This window comes from Virgibacillus salarius (genome assembly GCF_039521925.1).
Lineage (GTDB): Bacteria > Bacillota > Bacilli > Bacillales > Amphibacillaceae > Virgibacillus > Virgibacillus salarius.
In genome coordinates this window covers 41,149-60,231 of the sequence record NZ_BAAACY010000019.1, presented here as the reverse complement: position 1 = coordinate 60,231, position 19,083 = coordinate 41,149, and the positions used below count along the sequence as shown (strand labels likewise).

The window sequence follows — 19,083 nt, the reverse complement described above, 5'->3', positions numbered from 1 at the left end:
AAATAGACAGGCTACTATTGAATTTGTAAGGAATTCTGAAGCAATGCATGTTTTTATCGAAGAGCCGATTTAGTTGATAAAAAAGTCTTTGTAGTAAACTAAAGTTGATATTCCAGCGATTACTGTGTAGCTTAAAGCAAAATAAAATGAAGTTGTAGGATGAAAATTCCTTTTTTGTCTATCAATTTTTGTTCGTACTTCAGTTACAGCCCATTGTTCATCATTATTAGTGCTCTGTAGTCTTGCATCAGTCAAATCGGACATATATCCACCAGAAGAGTTAAAAAAAGCAATAACAATTGTTGTAGCAAGACCAACTAAAAATGACCATTCAATAAAATGGGAACTAAATAGAGCAGATACACTCCAATTAATGAAAATAATAGCACCTAAAGTGATGATAGCGTAAAAATATTTCTTCACTACAGATTCCCTCCTTACATTTAGATCGTTTATTTACTAACAAAAGAGAAAGTGCGTAGATATTTCACAAAAATAATGCGCTCTAAACACGAAAATGAGGTCACCCAGAAAGTTATATTTCCAAATTTTCGAATAACCCTTTTTGGACAACATCATTTTCGTGTCCCTTATTTTTACTTCACTCGTTTAAATATTTGATAACAGCCATTTCTCTTCCAAATCGGTCACCATTATCAATAAATCCCAAACTGACATATAAGTGATGAGCTTCCTGGTTTTCTGGATGATAACCAGCAACAATTTTTTCCGCGTCTGGTAACTTACTCATCTCTGCAATCATTAACTTTGTTGCAGCCTTTCCTATACCTTTGCCTTGAAAATTCTCATCGACCATTATTCTAAATACCCAATAACCATCAAGTTCCTCTTTTTCAGTGTTATACATTAGGAAACCCACTACTCTATTCTCAAAGTAAATTGCAAACGGTTTTAATGACGGTTCAAACTTTGATTGGGCAATTGATATAGCGTTTGATTCTAAATATTCTTCTTGTTTCTCTGATAACTTCAATTGACAGCATTCATACCAGTTTTCTTCGTTCAATTCTTCAATTTTTACATTACCTGTAAGCATATATTTTCCCCTTTCAAATTTCGGGGAAACGCTAAGTCAACTTTGTTAGTTAGGCGTTATCCCCTTTAAGTTCTTCATTGAAACAGCTCTTTTGATTTATCATAATGAACGCCTCCCTTAACAATTTTATGTCTAAAAACTACGATGTGTAACTTTTTAGACTATTCAATTATACCATATTCTGCTCCACAAAATGGCCCGATTCAGGCATAGTGTTTGTTGTTATACAGATAGGTAAGGGTTTGACGTTATCGCTCCCTTTTCCCCCTGTTAGCACCGTACGTGCGACTTTCATCGCATACGGCACCCCAACTAATCCAATCGATTTAATCATCAACACTTCTGATATCTTAATATCCTCCATGTTTCAATTCTTCCGTTTCAATAAGTCGGTGCCTTCCGTGGAAGGTGAACCTCTATTAGTCTCACGAGAACCTTATTAACCGATAAAGATTTGCCTTGCATGATTAAATGTTTCTTCATTAGTCTAGTGGCTATCCCTCCGGGTGATTAGGCCTTTCATCGGTACTGTGCCACCTCTTTCACCGATATAAAGACAAGTTATACAGTCACTATTATCATGAATGCTTTCCTTGTCACCGTTTCAATGGCAGTAAGTCCTCCACGTTATCAGCTTACCACGTTGAATATTATCTATTATGGAACAAACTTAGGTGCTTCCTATGAGCCTGTTAGCATTGCATATGCCTGTAACACAAGATGGATTTTTATATTGCGGATTCTTACTCACCCACAGCTAACCCTACATTTAATAGTAAATCCATTTCTGTATAACGCGCGTCTAGACCCGTACATTCAGAAGTTTGTCAGCAATACAGTATCTTGTTGTATTCCATTGCATTCTCACCATATTTGTTCAACCCAAGCACCATGATTTACACCACCCCATCGGGTAGGGTTTCGTCAGCCGAATTGTTACGGTAAATTCTCACGCCTATTAGCCGAGCTTATAACACGCTTTTCCTTACTAAAACAGCATGCTATTCGACGCAGGGGAAGCCTTTCTGAACGTTACCTCATCATTCGACTCCTGATAATATCCTTCATTTAAATTATAATTGCCTGACCTTTACCGAGACTATGTTAGCCACATCTCATTTGGGCCAGGAACGTGTCGCACCCACAACTGCGCCCGTTAACGGAAGATCACACTTTAAGAATATTATTTAAGGTTAATTCGTCAATTTTATCTACAATCAACTGGGAAAGGAATTCGTAGCCTGATTCCCCTATGTGCAACCCATCATTTTTCTTACCTCTTAGCAATTGTCGATAATCATTTCTTATAATCATTTTTGAAAATAAGTCTATAAGATGGCTCCCTGAATCATAAGATACCTCTTTAACCATTTTCGCATATTCATATAGTGTCTCATTGGTTCTTGCAAATTGAACATTTTCATCAACAGGGGCAGGAGTAATTAATATTATCTTCCTCGATCCTATTTTATTAGTAATTCGTAAAAGGTTTTCTTTAAACGTAGTAATATCTATCATTTTATGGAAGGCAGCATCGTTAGCACCAAATAATACCGTTACGAGATCAGGATTGTGATTTAAGACATCTGATTCAACTCTATTGAGTGCATCAGACGTGTTATCTCCTGAAACGCCTGAATTAATCACTGTAAAATCATTTAGTTTTAGGGAAAGCTTTGAAGTTAACATAGGTTCTTGATGGCCTTCTATTCTTGCAGTAATACTATCACCAAAACAAACTAATCTTTTAAGCATTCAATCACTCCTTTTAAACTCAAACATTCAAAAACTTTTCGTTTCTGTACAATAGTTTGCTCTTAATCCAGGAAAGCGCCCGTTAGCGAAAGATTATAAGTGTATTTCTAGCTGAAACTAAAGCCCCTTTACCAGAAGACTTGAGTTCAAGATAATCACAAAGTGTTATTTGATGGTCATAAAATACTTTGTTCTTTGTTAAGCAAAGCAAAAAGTGTGGGAATTGAATTATCATATTGTTTAAGTTCTGTTATTGTTTCCTTTACTTGAGTAGTTCCTAACTTTTGTTCTTCTTCATCTGAACATCCCATTCTCAAAGACCGTTTTAAATTGTATTCAAGCCACCCCAATTTACCTAAATACCCAGCTTCTAAGACCAGGATCCAATCTGCTTGAAGTTCCCCATAGTTATTTTTATAACCCTCTAAGAATGCCAAAAATCTATCTTCAATTATGTTTTGAGACCCATTATCAGACCAATATACTGCGGTTTCTATTAAGTCTTGCACGGGATTTATATAACCAGCTGACTCCCAATCAATTATCATTGGTCTACCTTGGTTCCACATAACATTCTTAGGATCTAAATTCCTGTGACTAATAACTGTTTCTTTTGATAAAATTTCAGTAGCTTTTTTTGACTTAGTATCCCATTCATAAAGTTTATCGATGTTTTCTTTCAATAACCCCACCCACTCAGAACTGGCTTCTTGACCTTCTTTCAAATAAATATACCAATCTTTCAAATGACCATTATTTATTCCACCATACTCAATATCAAGGTCTTCAAAGTTTGTTTTATGGATATTTGCAAGGATTGAGCCCATTTTTTTACTATGGATGGTCTTTAATCTCTATGGTGTTTAGACTCCGACCTTCAATCCAATCAAACACCATATAGAATTGATTATTTACTTCATTAACAAATTTACCATTAATAATATTGGCTGGGCGTGCAGGTATGTTGTTAGAAACACGATTCGTAATTTTTTCAGAGTTTATATAGTTCGTCATTGCACCAGGTCTTTTAATTATTTCGGGGTTCAATAATTTCACTGCATATTTTCCATTTGTTGTTTTTATTTGATACATCTTGTGTAAGAGTCCTCCAGAAATTGGTTCAGGAGGACTGACTATTTCCCCCAAGTTAGCATTATTACATATCCGTATAATTGGATGATCACTTTCACTACCACTCATCTTTTAATCCACCTTTTAAATGTCTACCAATAGAAAAGGACATCAGCCTATTATAGAAATGCGCCCTTTTGTGAAATAATTTAATTACGTTCTTGACGTTGATACCAAGCTACTGCGTTTCGTTCAATTTCTAATACTAGCTGTTCCTTCCCTTTTATGTATGATGCAATATCGTAGGGAAATTGTTGAGACAGTTCCTTTTTTAAGTCTCCGTATTCTTTCACAACATCTTGATTAGCCCGTAGATAATCTCTAAATGCTAGATGACGTTCAATTTCCGGATTGCCTAATTCATAAATGTGCACATGATGAGTTCGATTATCTCCTCCTTTTTGGAAGTATCGTCGTCCTGATATCCCGTTTTCCCCATTTGGTTCATAACCGATAGAGATCATTGCTGAATTATACTCATCGATCCGATGAATGTCTTTAACTACAGGCATCATATCAATTATAGGCTTTGCCTTTAGACCGTTTACAGCGGTACTGCCAATGTGATGAATTTTAATTATTTCAGGACCGAATATACCATGTAATTTTTTTGCTTCGTTTTCAAACATCGAATTCCAATACTCATCATATGGCTTTACTTCAATTTTTCTCATTCAGATCCTCCCTTTTGATTGCCTGTAAAATGGTTAATTATCATTGTAATAATCCATGAACAATGTGCATTTGTAATTTCTACTTTCTAAGTTTAATACCCCTTTTCTTCTTCTAGTGATAGGTAAGCTTTTGAAATTATCGCCGACTTTTCCCCCACTTCACACCGTACGTGTGACTTTCATCGCATACGGCGTTCCAACTAACCAATTCATTCAATATTTTTCTGATACGGAGAGTTGCTTTATATCTTCGATTGTTAGTCCATCATAACCAGCCGTCTTATTGCCAGTATTTCGTTTATTACGAAAAGCTAATCGAATGTTTTCATCAGATTGCATTAAATCTATTAGTCAATAAAAATTTTGACCATTAACACTTTGAGCATATAAAGCATCGAAATGGTATTGCATATTATAATATTCGTTGTGTCTCAGTTTCTTTCGCTTTAACAAGCGGTGGCTCCTTTAAGAGCTGAACCTCTATTAGTCTTACAAGAACCTTATTAATGATGAAGAACTGTCTTACATGGTTGAATAAACCTTTTATTAGTCTAGTGGCTATCCCTCCACGTTCGTTTCATCAAGAGTAAGCTCTCCACGTTATCAGCTTACAACGTTGAATTATGTCTATTCTAGGCCCGTACATTCAGAAGTTCGTCAGCAATATACTTTCTTATTATATTTCACTGCATTCTCACCATATCTGTTCAACCCAAGCACCATGATTTACACCACCCCATCGGGTAGGCTTTCGTCGGCTGGACTGTTACTGTAAATTCTTGCGCCTATTAACCGAGCTTATAACACACAATTTCTTACTAAACAGCGTGCTATTCGACGCAGGGGAAGCCTTTCAGAGCGTTACCTCCTCATTCGACTCCTCGACATAATCCTTCAGTAAAAAAAAAGTATAACTGCCTGACTTTATCGAAATTGTGTAACTACACTTCATTTGAGTCAGAAACGTTTCGCACTCGACAATATGGCCCAATTCTAGCACAACTTTGTTCCGTTATTGCGCCCAATTTCTTTATAAGCATTTTACAACCTGGTGCTATTCTTCCTCTTTCTCCGTTATTAATTGTGCAATAGCCTCACACTTTTTCATTGCCCACATGTAATGATTAGAGGTGTTTGCTGCAAAATAACTGTATAAATTGCTTGTTTTTGTCCACTTATAGTATTTTTTAGTCATGATTTCTTCATTGGTATGTAATTCAATTAATTTCATCACTCTCTTATGGCTTAACCTCAGCTTTTTTATAGCTTGATTTATTGTTACATCTTGGTAGTTTTCTTGAATTTGTGAGTTAAGGTGCCTGATATTTCGCCATTTATAACCAGGTGCAGGCATAAAAGGTATATCACCATCCATACCTTCTCGATACCATCTCTCAAGCATTGCATGCCATTCATACAAATGCATTAATACATCACGAAAATTCTTGTCTCTTTCCCCAGTTTCAACAGATATCTTCCTCTTTCTGCTAGGTACCGATTCAATAATATCTATCTAACAATAATTTAAAATTATTCTCACTGTTTAGTACAAGAATATCCTTTTCCTTTTTAGCTGCCATAGTAATTCCTCCCTTTGTATCTCTGAAATTTTAACTTTTACCAAAATAGTTGTTCAACATAATGGCCCTTATATATGACTCTGGCGCCAAATCCTTATTCCAGAAAGACACCCGTTAGTTGATTGAATTATTTTTATATTATAAAATCTATCCAATAATCATTAGACCAACCTCTGAGCCGAGACCTGTTTCCCAAAAAAATAAAAATATTACCATAAAGAGGAACCAAAAAATTCTCCAAGCCTTAGTGGGGCGTACAAATTGAATGAAATAAAAAATAACCCAGACGACAAACGAAAGCACCATTGCCAAATACATATAGGAAGGTATTCCCCCCTCACTCATTCCAGCCCCAAACGAGGCTAATGCATTAAGTGACATTAATAAGAGCAAAATAATAAAATTATATATATGAAATGCCTTCTTACCCAACCGTATCACTCCTAATAGCTAATTTTTTGTCCTTTTTCTATTTCTTATTCCACTAAAATGCCCAGTTAGCACAATATCTCTACCCTTCAATAATAATATAATATTCAAATTATTTTATTTAAGGTTCCCACAAAAAGCGATCAAATTTAATGGATCACCTTGTTTAACTAAAGCACCAGATAGTTGAATAGCGTAGAACCTATTGCATATTAAAAAGTGCTACTATTCAATTTAATTGTAGCATTAATCATCATTTTCCTTTTACTTATTTTAGTAATTCTTCTTTAAGACTTATATTTTCACTAACTAAATCAGTAAGCGTCAAATAATTCCCGTCTTCTTTTAGTTTAGTCAACGTTAAAGTAATTTACTAGCTCGCTAACTTGGTCGTGTATATTCTCTAATAAACGGTCTCCAAAATTGACATCTTTTTTAATTGTACTTTGAATGTCTAACATCATACGAGCGGCAAAAAGCAGCTTCAGACATCGAAAACTAAGGCCTCTCGGCGTGTGGTTAGCGTGGACGATGAAACTCTGGCGATCTTAAAGAAATGGTGTAGCAAGCAAATACAGCGCTATCTGACGTTAGAACTTACCACTCCTTTTCAATCTGATGATAAACAGCTCGTCTTTACGGTCTATAATCAGTTAAAACATGAAATGGATTACTGCCGACTGGCTTACTTGAATGAAAAGCTGAAGCGGATTTATCAAAAGAACCCGGAACTGCCACAAATAAAAATTCACGCCTTCCGGCAAACACATGCCAGTTTGTTGTTTGCAGCTGGTGCTTCTATCAAAGATGTACAATCCCGGATCGGCCACACCGATATTAAAACCACGATGGATATTTACACTCATGTGACCGATGAAGCGAAGGAGAAAACAGCAAAGAGGTTCCAGAAATACATGGTTTTAGCCTGGGTATTCAATTCCCAATTCGGACATGAAAAAGCCCTCTCTGCTTTATAAGAGCAAAGAGGGCAAACCCTTGGTATATAAGGTTTCTTAACGTTTTGAGAACTGAGGTGCACGACGTGCTTTTTTAAGACCGTATTTCTTACGCTCTTTCATACGAGCATCACGAGTTAGGTAGCCTTCTGTTTTAAGAGATCCACGATATTCTGGATCAGCTTCAAGAAGCGCACGTGCGATTCCGTGACGGATAGCACCAGCTTGACCAGTAAAACCTCCACCATGAACGTTAACAATAACGTCATAAGTACCTTGAGTTTCAGTAGCCACTAGCGGCTGATTTAAAATTAAAATTTGTGTTTCGTATGGGAAATAATCTGATGCGTTACGTCCGTTAATTGTAACATTACCTGTACCAGGTACTAAACGTACGCGTGCAGTTGATTTTTTACGACGACCTGTGCCATAGTATTGTACTTGTGCCAAAATGTTTACCTCCTTTTAGTTACCCACGAAGCTCGTAAACTTCCGGTTTTTGTGCTTGATGAGTGTGTTCAGATCCTCTGAATACGTGTAATTTTTTACCCATTTTACGTCCTAGAGAGCCTTTAGGAAGCATTCCTTTAACAGCAAGCTCTAGCATTTGCTCAGGATATTTCGTACGCATTTCGTATGCAGTACGCTCTTTAAGTCCACCAGGGTGGTTTGTATGGCGATAGTAAATTTTATCTGTAATTTTCTTACCACTTAATTCTACTTTTTCTGCGTTAATGATAATCACATGGTCACCAGTGTCTGCATGTGGTGTGTAAGTTGGCTTATGCTTTCCACGAAGGATCGCAGCAACTTCACTCGCTAAGCGTCCTAAACGCTTGCCTTCTGCATCAACAACTAGCCATTTGCGTTCAATATTATTTTCATTTGCCATGAAAGTTGTGCGCATGAATGTTTCCCTCCATATTTTAAAAAAATCAATTTCAATATTCATTCGTCTATTTCAACATAATTAGTTTCCGGGGCTAATCATGGTTTAGAAATAAAATGCCATAGATCATAATACACCAAATGATAGGATTTTGTCAAGAGCTGATGCATATGATTTGCATTTTCTCCGACAATCCGCTTACCTTTTTTCATCATACCTAACATTCCATAAATAGAGGCCTTCTGAGGGCACGGTTTCTCCAACAAGCCTTCTATCCCTCTTCGCCAATAAATCCATGATATCAGCCGGCTGACGCCTTCCTTGACCTATATCTAAAAGGACACCTACGATAATTCGGACCATATTATATAAAAAACCACTCCCGCGAAAGATAAACTCAATTTCCGAGCCTTTCTTTTCACAACTCACCTGATAAAGCGTCCGCTCTTTTGTTCCTTTGGTAGTAGCTTTAGCAGAGGAAAAAGTTGTAAAATCATGGGTCCCCTCTAGATAATCACAAGCCGCTTGAATGGACCTAATATCTAATTCATAAGGAAAATAATATGCATAATTCCGTTTAAATACATCCGGTTCACTTTCATGCCAAACATAATATCGATATTCTTTTTCAATTACATCATAGCGTGCATGAAATGAATCATCTGCATATTCGACTTCTTTAACATATAGATCATTCGGAAGTAAGGTATTTAAGGCCTGCTTCCAGTTATATAGAGGAATATCATAAGCTGAGTCAAAATGAATGATTTGACCCTTCGCATGAACACCTGTATCTGTTCTTCCAGAAGCTTGAATACGAATGTACTCCCCTTTATGCATTTTAGTTAAAGCTGTCTCTAACGCCCCTTGTACGGTTCGTTTCTTAGGCTGTATCTGAAAGCCTGAAAACTGTGATCCGTCATAATTAATAATGCACTTAAGTCTTACCATACTGTAGCAGCCTTCCTTTGAAAGATAGATATTATCGTAGTAACGGAAATTCTATCCTTCCAATTATAATAATTAATTTCGTGTAATAAATAATCCGATTATAATACAAAGAAATAAGATATAGATGAACACATCACGTTTCGCAATTTTTAATTCACGAAGCTTTGTGCGCCCCTCTCCACCTTGATATCCTCTTGCTTCCATAGCCATTGCCAGTTCTTCTGCGCGCTTGAAAGCACTGACAAATAATGGAACAAGCAAAGGTACGACAGCTTTTATCCTTTCTTTTACAGGTCCTGTTTTAAAATCAACACCTCTTGAAGCCTGCGCCTTCGATATCTTTTCTGTTTCCTGTAGTAGAGTGGGGATGAATCGTAGTGAAATAGACATCATTAATGCTAATTCATGCACAGGAAACTTCACTTTCTTTAAAGGACGTAGCATATCCTCAATCGCGTCCGTGATCTCAATTGGTGTCGTGGTTAGGGTTAATAGAGAGGTTACTAAAATAAGTAAAAAGAACCTCATCGATATCGCAAATCCTTGAATTAACCCACCAGTATAAATAGTAAGCGTAAATATTTCCAATACAGGCTTGCCCTCTTTCGTGACAATCATATGGAGAATAAACGTAAAGATAATAAGAAACCATACGGGCGTTAACCCTTTTAATATAAACTTAATCGGGACTTTGGATGAAATTAAACTAGCTAAGGCAAAAGCTGTTAATATCCCATAACTCCAAACATTATTGGCAAAAAACACAATGAAAACATAAATAAATATTATCGAAATCTTTGTCCGTGGATCTAACTTATGAATGATAGAATTTCCCGGGACATACTGACCAATAACCAAAGCATTATTCATGTAGGGTTCCCCCTTTTAACGAACGCTTCATTTGCAAACCAAGTTGTTGCACAGTTTGCCTAGTATAGGGGATATGGATACCAAATTTCTTTTCATAGTTATCAAGAAATTGTACCATTTCTGGAACGTCTAACTGTACATTCTGTAATGCCTCTTTTTGGACAAATACTTCCTCAGGCTTCCCTTCCATATATTTGGTTCCCTTATTAAGAATAATGACATGATCAGCGTATTTTACTGCATCCTCCATACTATGTGTTACTAAAATTGTCGTAAGTGCTTGCTCATGATGCCTGGTATAGAACATTTCCATGATTTCCTTCTGTCCACGTGGATCTAATCCAGCAGTAGGCTCGTCCAATACAAGTACTTCAGGCTTTGTTGCTAATACACCAGCTATTGCCACCCGCCTCATTTGGCCACCGCTTAAGTCAAACGGAGAACGGTTCAAGAAATCTTCCGTTAAACCAACAGCTGATAGAACTTCTGGAATTCTGTCTTGTATTTCTCTATCCCCAACACCAAAATTTCGCGGACCAAAGCCAATATCCTTCGCTACCGTTTCCTCAAATAGTTGATGCTCCGGATATTGAAATACAACACCTACACGACTTCTAAGCTCTTTCATTAATTTAGGTTTTTCTTCTGCGCTTAAATGATAATCTCCTATCCATACGTCACCTTCAGTTGGTCTGATTAGTCCATTTAAATGTTGGATTAATGTTGATTTTCCAGAACCAGTATGTCCGATAATTGCTACAAAAGAACCAGAAGGGATATGAAAATCTAAATGGTCAATTGCTTTATGTGCGAACGGTGTATGCTGTTGATATACGTAGCTTACGTTCTTGAATGTAATATCCATAAGTCCTCCAGCAGTTCTTCATGATTTAGTGGCTCCTGTGTAACGGGAATGGCCTCTGCTTTTAATACATCAGCTAACCTAGATACAAACGGAACATCCAATCCAATCTTACGCAATGCTTCCTTCTTTGAAAAAATTTCTCTCGGCACACCCTCCGCCCAAATCTGTCCATCATTCATTACAATGGCACGATCAGCTTGAATGACTTCTTGTAAGTCATGGGTGATCGTAAGTAATGTGACCTCTTTTACCTTCTGTACGCCAGCTATTGTCTTCATAATTTCGTTTCGCCCTTTTGGATCAAGCATTGCTGTCGCTTCATCTAAAATTATAACCTTTGGGGAAATGGCTAGAACACTTGCAATCGCTACACGCTGTTTTTGTCCACCAGATAATCGATGTGGTTCTGTAATTCGATAATCCTCCATACCTACAGCGCTTAAGACATCATCCAAGCGCTTAAGCATTTCTTCTCGAGGTAATCCTCTATTTTCCATGCCAAAGGCTACATCGTCCTGAACCGTCGTTCCCACAAACTGGTTATCTGGATTTTGAAAAACCATTCCAACATCTTTCCGTACATCCCATACAGATTCCGAATTTACCTGCTTGTCATCTATGAAAATTTCACCCTCTTGCGGAAACAATAAACCATTCATTAATTTAGCGATCGTGGATTTACCTGAACCATTATGACCAATTATGGCAACCCACTCATTTTCATAGATTGTAAACGAACAATTCTTTAGTACCCAAGGCTGCTCATCTCCATATCGAAAAGATACATTTCTAAACTCGATTAACTTCTTACTCATCATTGTTCCTCCATCTAAACTCACCCGGGGTGTATTCTTTCCTCTAATGAACATGTCTCAGCTTCGTTCTTTAGCTGATTGATTAAGGCTTTACGATGCAATTCGTATGTTAGACGAATGATCTTTCCTTTCCTTTTTCCTTCTACAAAAAAAGGGCTTGGATGCACCTCGTAGAAGAGATTCAGTCCTGCCCTTGTCGGATGTGGTTACATTAAACTAGTTCAATAATTGCCATTTCTGCTCCGTCACCTTGACGAGCACCCAATTTAAGAACACGAGTGTATCCACCTTGACGGTCTTCGTAACGTGGAGCCACATCATCGAAAAGTTTTTGAATCACATTTTCGTTTTCGTTAGCTTCCTTGTTATATAGAAATGATGCTGCTTGCCGGCGAGCATGAAGATCCCCACGCTTACCTAAAGTAATCATTTTTTCTACGATGGATCTTAGCTCCTTCGCTTTTGCTTCTGTTGTTTCAATCCGTTCATGAATAATTAAGTCAGAAGCAAGGTTACGAAGCAACGCCATACGATGATCGGTTGTACGACCTAATTTTCTAGCCATGGACTATCCCTCCCTTTCATGATGACTAATGACTTATTTAAAATACGATCAACTGAAAAAAGCTACGTCCAGATCATACTGCACTTTTGATTTTATCAGTCATCATCTCGTAAGCCTAGGCCAAGGTCATTAAGTTTTACTTTTACCTCTTCTAATGACTTGCGACCAAGATTACGTACTTTCATCATATCTTCTTCAGATTTATTTGAAAGCTCTTGAACTGTATTGATACCAGCACGTTTTAAGCAGTTATAAGATCGAACAGATAGATCAAGTTCTTCGATGGTCATTTCCATCACTTTTTCTTTTTGATCTTCTTCTTTTTCGACCATAATCTCTGCGTTCTGCGCTTCATCTGTTAAGCCTACAAAAATGTTTAGATGCTCCGTAAAGACTTTCGCGCCTAAAGAAACAGCTTCTTCAGGTCGAATACTTCCGTCAGTCCATACATCCATTGTTAATTTATCAAAATTAGCTACTTGCCCTACACGTGTATTCTCTACTTGATACGTAACACGTGACACTGGAGTAAAAATTGAATCAATTGGTATGATACCAATTGGTTGGTCATCTCTTTTGTTAGCATCAGCGGGACGATAGCCACGTCCACGTTCTGCTGTAATCTTCATATGCAAGCTGCCTTTGCTATTTAACGTTGCAATTGGCAAATCCGGATTTAATACTTCTACATCACTATCGAATGTTAGGTCTGCAGCCGTAACTTTTCCTTCTCCCTGCACATCAATCTCTAATGTTTTCTCTTCATCAGAGTAAATCTTTAGAGCTAGTTTCTTCAGATTCAAAATAATCGTTGTCACATCTTCAACAACACCTTCGATTGTTGAAAATTCATGTAGCGCTCCATCAATTTGAACTGATGTAACAGCAGCACCTGGAAGTGAGGATAGTAGGATACGACGCAAGGAGTTTCCTAGAGTGGTACCATATCCACGTTCGAGCGGTTCGACTACGAATTTTCCAAATGTAGCATCATCGCTGATTTCTACCGTTTCAATTTTTGGTTTTTCAATTTCGATCATTCAATAAAACCCTCCTTTAAAACGTCGAAACCCCGGTTAGACCAGCTGTCTAACCGAAATTCCTCAAATAGGCAGTTGGCGTTTCTGCACTACCTGTAGTTCTTTCGTATGTTCTTGTCTCTCGGATGCTGTTCGCTAAAGGAGATATACTCCTTTACACTTTTAGCTATCATAACCCATTATAGACAGGGTGACAAATTATATACGGTATAATTATACACGACGACGTTTTGGTGGGCGACAACCGTTGTGAGGAACTGGAGTTACGTCCTTAATTGCAGTAACTTCCAATCCTGCTGCTTGAAGTGAACGGATAGCTGCTTCACGGCCAGCTCCAGGTCCTTTAACCGTTACTTCAAGTGTTTTCATGCCATTGTCAATTGCAGACTTAGCAGCAGTTTCAGCTGCCATTTGTGCAGCAAAAGGTGTAGATTTACGTGAGCCTTTAAAGCCAAGTGCACCAGCTGAACTCCATCCAAGAGAGTTACCTTGTGTGTCCGTAATCGTTACAATTGTGTTGTTGAACGTTGAACGGATATGTGCAATACCTGACTCAATATTCTTTTTCACACGACGTTTACGTGTATTAGTTTTACGTGCCATAGATTATACCTCCTTTTCGTTATTTCTTCTTATTAGCGATCGTACGACGTGGTCCTTTACGTGTACGTGAATTATTTTTTGTTTTCTGTCCACGAACAGGAAGCCCACGACGATGACGGATACCGCGATAAGAGCCGATTTCGATTAGGCGTTTAATATTAAGGGATACTTCACGACGAAGGTCACCTTCAATTGTATATTCGTCCGTTGCTTTACGGATTCTTCCTAATTCATCCTCTGTAAGGTCGCGTACGCGTGTGTCTTCGGAAACGCCTGCTTCTTTAAGGATATTTTGTGCAGTGTTTTTTCCAATACCATAAATATAGGTTAGTGAAATAACTACACGTTTATCACGTGGAATATCAATACCTGCAATACGTGCCATAGCTTTCAAACACCTCCAATTTCTTAACCTTGTTTTTGCTTATGCTTCGGATTTTCACAAATTACCATTACTTTACCATTTCGTTTAATAACTTTACATTTTTCACAAATGGGTTTTACTGATGCTCTTACTTTCATCATCTTTACCTCCTTTAATGGAGCAGAGCTTATTTATAACGGTACGTAATTCGTCCTCTAGTTAAATCATACGGAGAAAGTTCAACCGTTACTTTATCGCCAGGAAGAATGCGAATAAAATGCATACGAATTTTACCAGAAACATGGGCTAATACTGTATGACCATTTTCCAATTCTACATTAAACATCGCATTTGGCAACGTTTCTGTTACGGTTCCTTCCACTTCAATTACATCGTCTTTCGCCATCGTGTTGATCTCCCTTCTTCAAATCAGTCACAACTTCATTGACAAATTTAGCTATGGCAAATCGTAATTTACCATTTGTGACACGACCAGTTTCTAGAAGGCTGTTTTGGACTTCTGGAGAAATATAATCCATTCTTTCAATATGATGCAGATTCTTTTTCTTTGGTCGATCATATTTACGTTTTTCCCCATCTGCAAGCAAGACATACTTTTCATCGATAATTTTAATTACTAATGCGTATTGACCCGCTTCACGTCCTTGCATAATACGAACAACTTGACCTATTAGCGGAATCGAATCATCTTCGTTCAACAACGATCACCTTCACTTAGGCTATAGTTTATATGGCTACCTTTTAGATGATGTCCCAAAGGTCCGGTAAAGACGTATTATCGAACTTCTTCGTACTCTTTATCCACCCTTAGAACAACTAAAAATAGGAAAAAGGTTTACTCACTTTTCATCCTGTGTCACTTTATTATGAAGTAATACACGTTTATGCGTATGTTACTCTCGACTAATTATAACTTTTAACAATTAGAATTGCATCCCTCGTGCGCTTAAATACAGTTAAGATGCTTATTTTTCAATTTTTGACTGAATATCTTGAAATACTTCATCAATATCCTTATCTCCATTGACAGTTACAAGATATCCTCTATCCTCGTAAAAATCCAATAACGGTTTGGTTTGCTCCATATTTACAGATAAACGAGTTTTCACCGTATCGGCTTTATCATCATCACGTTGGATTAATTGTGAACCATCCTTATCACAGACCCCATCTTCCTTAGGCGGGTTATAAACTACATGATAAGTTGCTCCGCATGTCGGACAAATTCTACGACCAGTTAGACGCTCCACTAATTTTTCTTCCGGTACATCTACATGAAGTACGTAATCAATGGATTGATCCATATCTTGCAATAAGTCCTGTAAGGCTTCTGCTTGAGCGATTGTCCTTGGAAAACCATCTAATAGAAAGCCATTCTTACAATCATCCTTACCCAAGCGTTCTCTGACAATCCCAATCGTAACTTCATCTGGAACAAGTTCGCCTTGATCCATATATTCTTTTGCTTTCTTTCCTAGGTCTGTTCCCTCTTTAATAGCTAAACGGAACATATCTCCTGTTGAAATATGAGGGATGTTATATTTTTCATTTATTTTCTCAGCCTGCGTACCTTTACCAGCACCTGGCAGACCCATTAAAATCAAGTTCAACAATTTTCCCCTCGCTCTCATTGTCAGCAAAAATTACTTTATAAACCCTTTGTAGTGACGCTTTACCAACTGACTTTCCAATTGTTTCATCGTTTGCAGGGCAACACCTACAACGATAAGTAAGCTTGTGCCGCCAATTTGTATAGACGCAGGTAGATCGGCTATTCCACCTAGGGCGATTGGTAGTACAGATACAGCTGCTAAAAACAGCGCGCCTACGAATGTTAAACGATATAAGACTCTTGTCAAATACGTTTCCGTATTCTTACCAGGACGAATGCCCGGAATGTAGCCACCTTGTTTTTGTAAATTCTCAGCCATTTGTTCAGGATTCACTTGAACAAATGTATAGAAATAAGTGAAAGCAATAATTAATGCTACATAAATAACCATACCTGTTGGCTGCGTATAATCGAATATACGTTGAATTGTTGCTGCAATCTGATTACCTTCAAAGAAACTGGCAACCGTACTAGGTGCCATGATAAATGCAATCGCGAAAATGACTGGAATTACCCCAGCAGCATTTACTTTTAACGGTAAATGTGTAGAGTGCCCGCCAACTGGAGAGCGATTTACAAGTTTTTTGGCATATTGTATAGGTATTTTTCGCAATGCCTGTTGAATGAAAATTACTCCAACTGTCACTGCTACAACTACCAAAGCAATTAAGGCAACAATAACAATGTTAATAAACAAATCATCACCAGGATTTATAAAATACTGGCTGTATAATTGTTTAATTCCATTCGGTACTGCTGCTACGATACCTGCAAAAATAATGATGGAAATTCCGTTACCTACTCCATTCGCAGTGATTTGTTCACCTAACCACATCAGGAATGCAGTTCCACTTGTTAACACAATAGCAATAACAAGAAACTTCATTATTCCAGGGTCAGCAATTAGCAAACCACCTGCCATCGCATTAAAGCCAATAGACATTGCAATTGCTTGGATAAACGCAAGGACAATCGTACCGTAACGCGTAACCTGCGCTAATTTCTTTCGGCCTGCATCCCCTTGCTTTTTCCATTCAGCAAATTTGGGTACAACATCCATCTGCAATAATTGCATAATAATTGATGCCGTAATATAAGGCATAATTCCCATGGCAAAAATGGAGAAGTTTTGTAAGGCTCCCCCACCAAATGTATTCAGAAATCCAAATACGTTTTGCTGGTTCATCAATTGATCGATTGCTAGCTTATCTGTAAATGGCACAGGAATAAATGTGCCTAGACGGAAGACAACCAACATCAATAATGTGAAAATTATTTTCCGCCTAATGTCACCTACGCGCATAAAATTGGAGATTGTACGGAACATTAAATCACCTCTGTTTTACCGCCCGCTGCCTCTATTGCTTCTTTCGCTGAAGCAGAGAACTTGTGAGCTTTTACTGTTAGTTTCTTTTCGATAGCACCATTGCCAAGTACTTTAATACCGGCTTTAAGTTTGCTTACGACACCTTCTTCCAGTAATAGCTCAGGTGTAATTTCTGTGCCGTCTTCAAAACGATTTAAAGTATCCAGGTTTACAATTGCAAATTCTTTACGGTGAATGTTTGTAAATCCTCGTTTTGGCAGACGTTGAAATAGTGGCATTTGACCACCTTCAAAGCCCGGACGAGTTCCACCGCCAGAACGTGCTTTTTGACCTTTATGTCCACGACCGGATGTTTTACCGTTACCTGATGACATACCACGACCTACACGATTACGATTTTTACGTGTACCTTCTGCAGCCTTCAATTCATGAAGTTTCATGCGAGCACCTCCTCTTTACGCTAATTTCGTATTTAAACTTCTTTAACCGCTATTAAATGAGATACTTTATTAACCATACCACGAAGAGCTGGCGTATCTTCATGAACAACAGATTGACGAATTTTTTTAAGTCCTAGTGCTTGAACAGTTTTCTTTTGACCTTCTGTTCCACCAATAACACTGCGCGTGAGGGTGATTTCTAGTTTTTTAGACATAACAGTTCCCTCCTTATCCTAACAGTTCTTCTACAGACTTCCCGCGTAGTTTTGCTACGTCTTCTGCACGCTTCAAGTTTGTTAGTCCATTCAATGTTGCACGAATCATATTAATTGGTGTATTTGAACCTAGTGATTTAGTTAGTATATCACCTACACCAGCAAGTTCCAAGATGGCACGAACTGGGCCACCAGAGATAACTCCTGTACCTTCTGCAGCTGGTTTTAATAATACATTACCAGAACCAAATTGACCATGAATTTCATGCGGAATTGTGGTTCCAACGATCGGTACTGTAATTAAATTTTTCTTAGCATCGTCAACTGCTTTTTTAATTGCTTCTGGTACCTCTTGCGCTTTTCCTGTACCAAAACCTACATGACCATTCTTATCTCCGACTACAACTAGAGCTGCGAAACGGAAACGACGTCCACCCTTTACAACTTTTGCAACACGGTTGACCGTAACAACGCGTTCTTCTAGATCTAATTTGTTCGGATCAATGTTTTTACTCATGTATGTCCCTCCTTTATCGATTAAAATTCAAGACCTGCTTCTCTTGCAGCGTCTGCTAAAGCCTTCACACGACCATGATAAAGGTAGCCTCCGCGATCAAATACAACCGATTTGTAACCTTTATCCTGAGCACGTTTAGCGATCATTTCTCCGACCTGCTTTGCTGCTTCTACATTACTTGTAGATTCAACATTAATTTCGTTGTCTTTCGTTGAAGCACTTGCAACAGTAGATCCATTGAGATCATCAATTAATTGTACATAGATGTGTTTATTTGAACGATATACGTTTAAACGAGGACGCTCCTGTGTACCAAAAAGACTCTTACGTACACGTGCATGTCTTCTTTTACGTATAACATTTTTGTCAGGTTTTGTAATCATTTAGGTCACTCCTTTCTGCTCCCT

General features: G+C 37.8%; 27 protein-coding genes and 2 pseudogenes. 1 reads left to right on the top strand and 28 read right to left on the bottom strand.

Annotated elements, in window-relative coordinates:
• Positions 1-69: 69 nt before the first annotated feature.
• The 9 genes and pseudogenes from ABDZ84_RS03560 to ABDZ84_RS03520 form a co-directional block, all read right to left on the bottom strand.
• A complete protein-coding gene (locus ABDZ84_RS03560) occupies positions 70-423 on the bottom strand; it encodes a hypothetical protein (protein ID WP_026680281.1) in 354 nt (117 codons plus the stop codon).
• A 178-nt stretch (positions 424-601) separates the two neighbouring features.
• Positions 602-1,057 (bottom strand): GNAT family N-acetyltransferase, encoded by a 456-nt coding sequence (locus ABDZ84_RS03555; protein ID WP_026680280.1) that lies wholly within the window; start codon positions 1,055-1,057, stop codon positions 602-604.
• Positions 1,058-2,224: 1,167 nt separating this feature from the next.
• Positions 2,225-2,812: a DUF459 domain-containing protein gene (locus ABDZ84_RS03550; RefSeq protein ID WP_026680279.1), complete on the bottom strand. Its 588-nt coding sequence runs from the start codon at positions 2,810-2,812 to the stop codon at positions 2,225-2,227.
• Between the two features lie 176 nt (positions 2,813-2,988).
• A complete protein-coding gene (locus ABDZ84_RS03545) occupies positions 2,989-3,639 on the bottom strand; it encodes a phosphotransferase (RefSeq protein WP_309299798.1) in 651 nt (216 codons plus the stop codon).
• Positions 3,640-3,646: 7 nt separating this feature from the next.
• Positions 3,647-4,012, bottom strand: coding sequence for a protein kinase family protein (locus tag ABDZ84_RS03540; protein WP_309299797.1), 366 nt, complete (start codon positions 4,010-4,012; stop codon positions 3,647-3,649).
• 80 nt (positions 4,013-4,092) lie between these two features.
• Positions 4,093-4,617: a GrpB family protein gene (locus tag ABDZ84_RS03535; protein WP_026680278.1), complete on the bottom strand. Its 525-nt coding sequence runs from the start codon at positions 4,615-4,617 to the stop codon at positions 4,093-4,095.
• 222 nt (positions 4,618-4,839) lie between these two features.
• Positions 4,840-5,070, bottom strand: a pseudogene (locus ABDZ84_RS03530) (group II intron reverse transcriptase/maturase); the annotation flags it as partial.
• Positions 5,071-5,671: 601 nt separating this feature from the next.
• On the bottom strand, positions 5,672-6,091 hold the full coding sequence (locus tag ABDZ84_RS03525) for a ClbS/DfsB family four-helix bundle protein (RefSeq protein WP_258469490.1): 420 nt from the start codon (positions 6,089-6,091) through the stop codon (positions 5,672-5,674).
• 253 nt (positions 6,092-6,344) lie between these two features.
• Positions 6,345-6,629: a hypothetical protein gene (locus tag ABDZ84_RS03520; protein WP_034678586.1), complete on the bottom strand. Its 285-nt coding sequence runs from the start codon at positions 6,627-6,629 to the stop codon at positions 6,345-6,347.
• A gap of 497 nt (positions 6,630-7,126) precedes the next feature.
• Between ABDZ84_RS03520 and ABDZ84_RS03515 the strand changes: the two are divergent.
• Positions 7,127-7,603: pseudogene (locus ABDZ84_RS03515) on the top strand (tyrosine-type recombinase/integrase); the annotation flags it as partial.
• A 36-nt stretch (positions 7,604-7,639) separates the two neighbouring features.
• On the opposite strand, the gene rpsI reads toward ABDZ84_RS03515, so the two are convergent.
• From rpsI to rplR, 19 genes are all read right to left on the bottom strand, one after another.
• Positions 7,640-8,032, bottom strand: coding sequence for a 30S ribosomal protein S9 (gene rpsI, locus ABDZ84_RS03510; RefSeq protein WP_026680264.1), 393 nt, complete (start codon positions 8,030-8,032; stop codon positions 7,640-7,642).
• A 19-nt stretch (positions 8,033-8,051) separates the two neighbouring features.
• Complete coding sequence (rplM, locus tag ABDZ84_RS03505) at positions 8,052-8,489, bottom strand: 50S ribosomal protein L13 (protein WP_026680263.1); 438 nt, start codon at positions 8,487-8,489, stop codon at positions 8,052-8,054.
• A 180-nt stretch (positions 8,490-8,669) separates the two neighbouring features.
• Complete coding sequence (gene truA / locus ABDZ84_RS03500) at positions 8,670-9,422, bottom strand: tRNA pseudouridine(38-40) synthase TruA (protein WP_343780081.1); 753 nt, start codon at positions 9,420-9,422, stop codon at positions 8,670-8,672.
• Between the two features lie 72 nt (positions 9,423-9,494).
• Positions 9,495-10,292: an energy-coupling factor transporter transmembrane component T family protein gene (locus ABDZ84_RS03495; RefSeq protein ID WP_026680261.1), complete on the bottom strand. Its 798-nt coding sequence runs from the start codon at positions 10,290-10,292 to the stop codon at positions 9,495-9,497.
• Entirely contained in the window at positions 10,285-11,157 is an 873-nt protein-coding gene (locus tag ABDZ84_RS03490; protein ID WP_026680260.1) for an energy-coupling factor ABC transporter ATP-binding protein, read from the bottom strand. The genes ABDZ84_RS03495 and ABDZ84_RS03490 overlap by 8 nt, the downstream gene beginning before the upstream one ends.
• Positions 11,133-11,972 carry an energy-coupling factor ABC transporter ATP-binding protein gene (locus tag ABDZ84_RS03485; protein ID WP_026680259.1) on the bottom strand — a complete coding sequence of 280 codons (840 nt, stop codon included), beginning with the start codon at positions 11,970-11,972 and terminating at the stop codon, positions 11,133-11,135. The genes ABDZ84_RS03490 and ABDZ84_RS03485 overlap by 25 nt, the downstream gene beginning before the upstream one ends.
• 211 nt (positions 11,973-12,183) lie before the next feature.
• Positions 12,184-12,537, bottom strand: coding sequence for a 50S ribosomal protein L17 (gene rplQ, locus ABDZ84_RS03480; protein WP_026680258.1), 354 nt, complete (start codon positions 12,535-12,537; stop codon positions 12,184-12,186).
• Positions 12,538-12,632: 95 nt separating this feature from the next.
• Positions 12,633-13,577, bottom strand: a complete 945-nt coding sequence (locus ABDZ84_RS03475; RefSeq protein WP_026680257.1) for a DNA-directed RNA polymerase subunit alpha — start codon at positions 13,575-13,577, stop codon at positions 12,633-12,635.
• A gap of 213 nt (positions 13,578-13,790) precedes the next feature.
• Positions 13,791-14,180 carry a 30S ribosomal protein S11 gene (gene rpsK, locus ABDZ84_RS03470; protein ID WP_026680256.1) on the bottom strand — a complete coding sequence of 130 codons (390 nt, stop codon included), beginning with the start codon at positions 14,178-14,180 and terminating at the stop codon, positions 13,791-13,793.
• Between the two features lie 19 nt (positions 14,181-14,199).
• Positions 14,200-14,565, bottom strand: a complete 366-nt coding sequence (rpsM, locus tag ABDZ84_RS03465) for a 30S ribosomal protein S13 (RefSeq protein ID WP_026680255.1) — start codon at positions 14,563-14,565, stop codon at positions 14,200-14,202.
• Between the two features lie 23 nt (positions 14,566-14,588).
• Positions 14,589-14,702: a 50S ribosomal protein L36 gene (gene rpmJ / locus ABDZ84_RS03460; RefSeq protein WP_005999442.1), complete on the bottom strand. Its 114-nt coding sequence runs from the start codon at positions 14,700-14,702 to the stop codon at positions 14,589-14,591.
• Positions 14,703-14,731: 29 nt separating this feature from the next.
• Positions 14,732-14,950, bottom strand: coding sequence for a translation initiation factor IF-1 (infA, locus tag ABDZ84_RS03455; RefSeq protein WP_010095735.1), 219 nt, complete (start codon positions 14,948-14,950; stop codon positions 14,732-14,734).
• Entirely contained in the window at positions 14,928-15,263 is a 336-nt protein-coding gene (locus ABDZ84_RS03450; RefSeq protein WP_026680254.1) for a KOW domain-containing RNA-binding protein, read from the bottom strand. The genes infA and ABDZ84_RS03450 overlap by 23 nt, the downstream gene beginning before the upstream one ends.
• Before the next feature lie 267 nt (positions 15,264-15,530).
• On the bottom strand, positions 15,531-16,175 hold the full coding sequence (locus ABDZ84_RS03445) for an adenylate kinase (RefSeq protein WP_026680253.1): 645 nt from the start codon (positions 16,173-16,175) through the stop codon (positions 15,531-15,533).
• A gap of 33 nt (positions 16,176-16,208) precedes the next feature.
• The gene (secY, locus tag ABDZ84_RS03440) at positions 16,209-17,504 is read right to left on the bottom strand and encodes a preprotein translocase subunit SecY (protein ID WP_026680252.1); all 1,296 of its coding nucleotides are present in this window, start codon (positions 17,502-17,504) and stop codon (positions 16,209-16,211) included.
• Positions 17,504-17,944, bottom strand: a complete 441-nt coding sequence (gene rplO, locus ABDZ84_RS03435; RefSeq protein WP_026680251.1) for a 50S ribosomal protein L15 — start codon at positions 17,942-17,944, stop codon at positions 17,504-17,506. The genes secY and rplO overlap by 1 nt, the downstream gene beginning before the upstream one ends.
• A gap of 32 nt (positions 17,945-17,976) precedes the next feature.
• Positions 17,977-18,159, bottom strand: a complete 183-nt coding sequence (rpmD, locus tag ABDZ84_RS03430; RefSeq protein ID WP_026680250.1) for a 50S ribosomal protein L30 — start codon at positions 18,157-18,159, stop codon at positions 17,977-17,979.
• Between the two features lie 13 nt (positions 18,160-18,172).
• Positions 18,173-18,676, bottom strand: coding sequence for a 30S ribosomal protein S5 (rpsE, locus tag ABDZ84_RS03425; RefSeq protein ID WP_026680249.1), 504 nt, complete (start codon positions 18,674-18,676; stop codon positions 18,173-18,175).
• Positions 18,677-18,696: 20 nt separating this feature from the next.
• Entirely contained in the window at positions 18,697-19,059 is a 363-nt protein-coding gene (gene rplR, locus ABDZ84_RS03420; protein ID WP_026680248.1) for a 50S ribosomal protein L18, read from the bottom strand.
• Between the last annotated feature and the right edge of the window lie 24 nt (positions 19,060-19,083).

Coding starts and splice junctions, on each gene's coding strand:
- ABDZ84_RS03555 (WP_026680280.1), bottom strand. CDS start 1,057: ATGCTTACAGGTAATGTAAAAATTGAAGAATTGAACGAAGAAAACTGG.
- ABDZ84_RS03550 (WP_026680279.1), bottom strand. CDS start 2,812: ATGCTTAAAAGATTAGTTTGTTTTGGTGATAGTATTACTGCAAGAATA.
- ABDZ84_RS03545 (WP_309299798.1), bottom strand. CDS start 3,639: ATGGGCTCAATCCTTGCAAATATCCATAAAACAAACTTTGAAGACCTT.
- ABDZ84_RS03540 (WP_309299797.1), bottom strand. CDS start 4,012: ATGAGTGGTAGTGAAAGTGATCATCCAATTATACGGATATGTAATAAT.
- ABDZ84_RS03535 (WP_026680278.1), bottom strand. CDS start 4,617: ATGAGAAAAATTGAAGTAAAGCCATATGATGAGTATTGGAATTCGATG.
- rplM (WP_026680263.1), bottom strand. CDS start 8,489: ATGCGCACAACTTTCATGGCAAATGAAAATAATATTGAACGCAAATGG.
- truA (WP_343780081.1), bottom strand. CDS start 9,422: ATGGTAAGACTTAAGTGCATTATTAATTATGACGGATCACAGTTTTCA.
- ABDZ84_RS03495 (WP_026680261.1), bottom strand. CDS start 10,292: ATGAATAATGCTTTGGTTATTGGTCAGTATGTCCCGGGAAATTCTATC.
- ABDZ84_RS03490 (WP_026680260.1), bottom strand. CDS start 11,157: ATGGATATTACATTCAAGAACGTAAGCTACGTATATCAACAGCATACA.
- ABDZ84_RS03485 (WP_026680259.1), bottom strand. CDS start 11,972: ATGAGTAAGAAGTTAATCGAGTTTAGAAATGTATCTTTTCGATATGGA.
- rplQ (WP_026680258.1), bottom strand. CDS start 12,537: ATGGCTAGAAAATTAGGTCGTACAACCGATCATCGTATGGCGTTGCTT.
- ABDZ84_RS03475 (WP_026680257.1), bottom strand. CDS start 13,577: ATGATCGAAATTGAAAAACCAAAAATTGAAACGGTAGAAATCAGCGAT.
- rpsK (WP_026680256.1), bottom strand. CDS start 14,180: ATGGCACGTAAAACTAATACACGTAAACGTCGTGTGAAAAAGAATATT.
- rpsM (WP_026680255.1), bottom strand. CDS start 14,565: ATGGCACGTATTGCAGGTATTGATATTCCACGTGATAAACGTGTAGTT.
- rpmJ (WP_005999442.1), bottom strand. CDS start 14,702: ATGAAAGTAAGAGCATCAGTAAAACCCATTTGTGAAAAATGTAAAGTT.
- infA (WP_010095735.1), bottom strand. CDS start 14,950: ATGGCGAAAGACGATGTAATTGAAGTGGAAGGAACCGTAACAGAAACG.
- secY (WP_026680252.1), bottom strand. CDS start 17,504: ATGTTCCGTACAATCTCCAATTTTATGCGCGTAGGTGACATTAGGCGG.
- rplO (WP_026680251.1), bottom strand. CDS start 17,944: ATGAAACTTCATGAATTGAAGGCTGCAGAAGGTACACGTAAAAATCGT.
- rpmD (WP_026680250.1), bottom strand. CDS start 18,159: ATGTCTAAAAAACTAGAAATCACCCTCACGCGCAGTGTTATTGGTGGA.
- rpsE (WP_026680249.1), bottom strand. CDS start 18,676: ATGAGTAAAAACATTGATCCGAACAAATTAGATCTAGAAGAACGCGTT.
- rplR (WP_026680248.1), bottom strand. CDS start 19,059: ATGATTACAAAACCTGACAAAAATGTTATACGTAAAAGAAGACATGCA.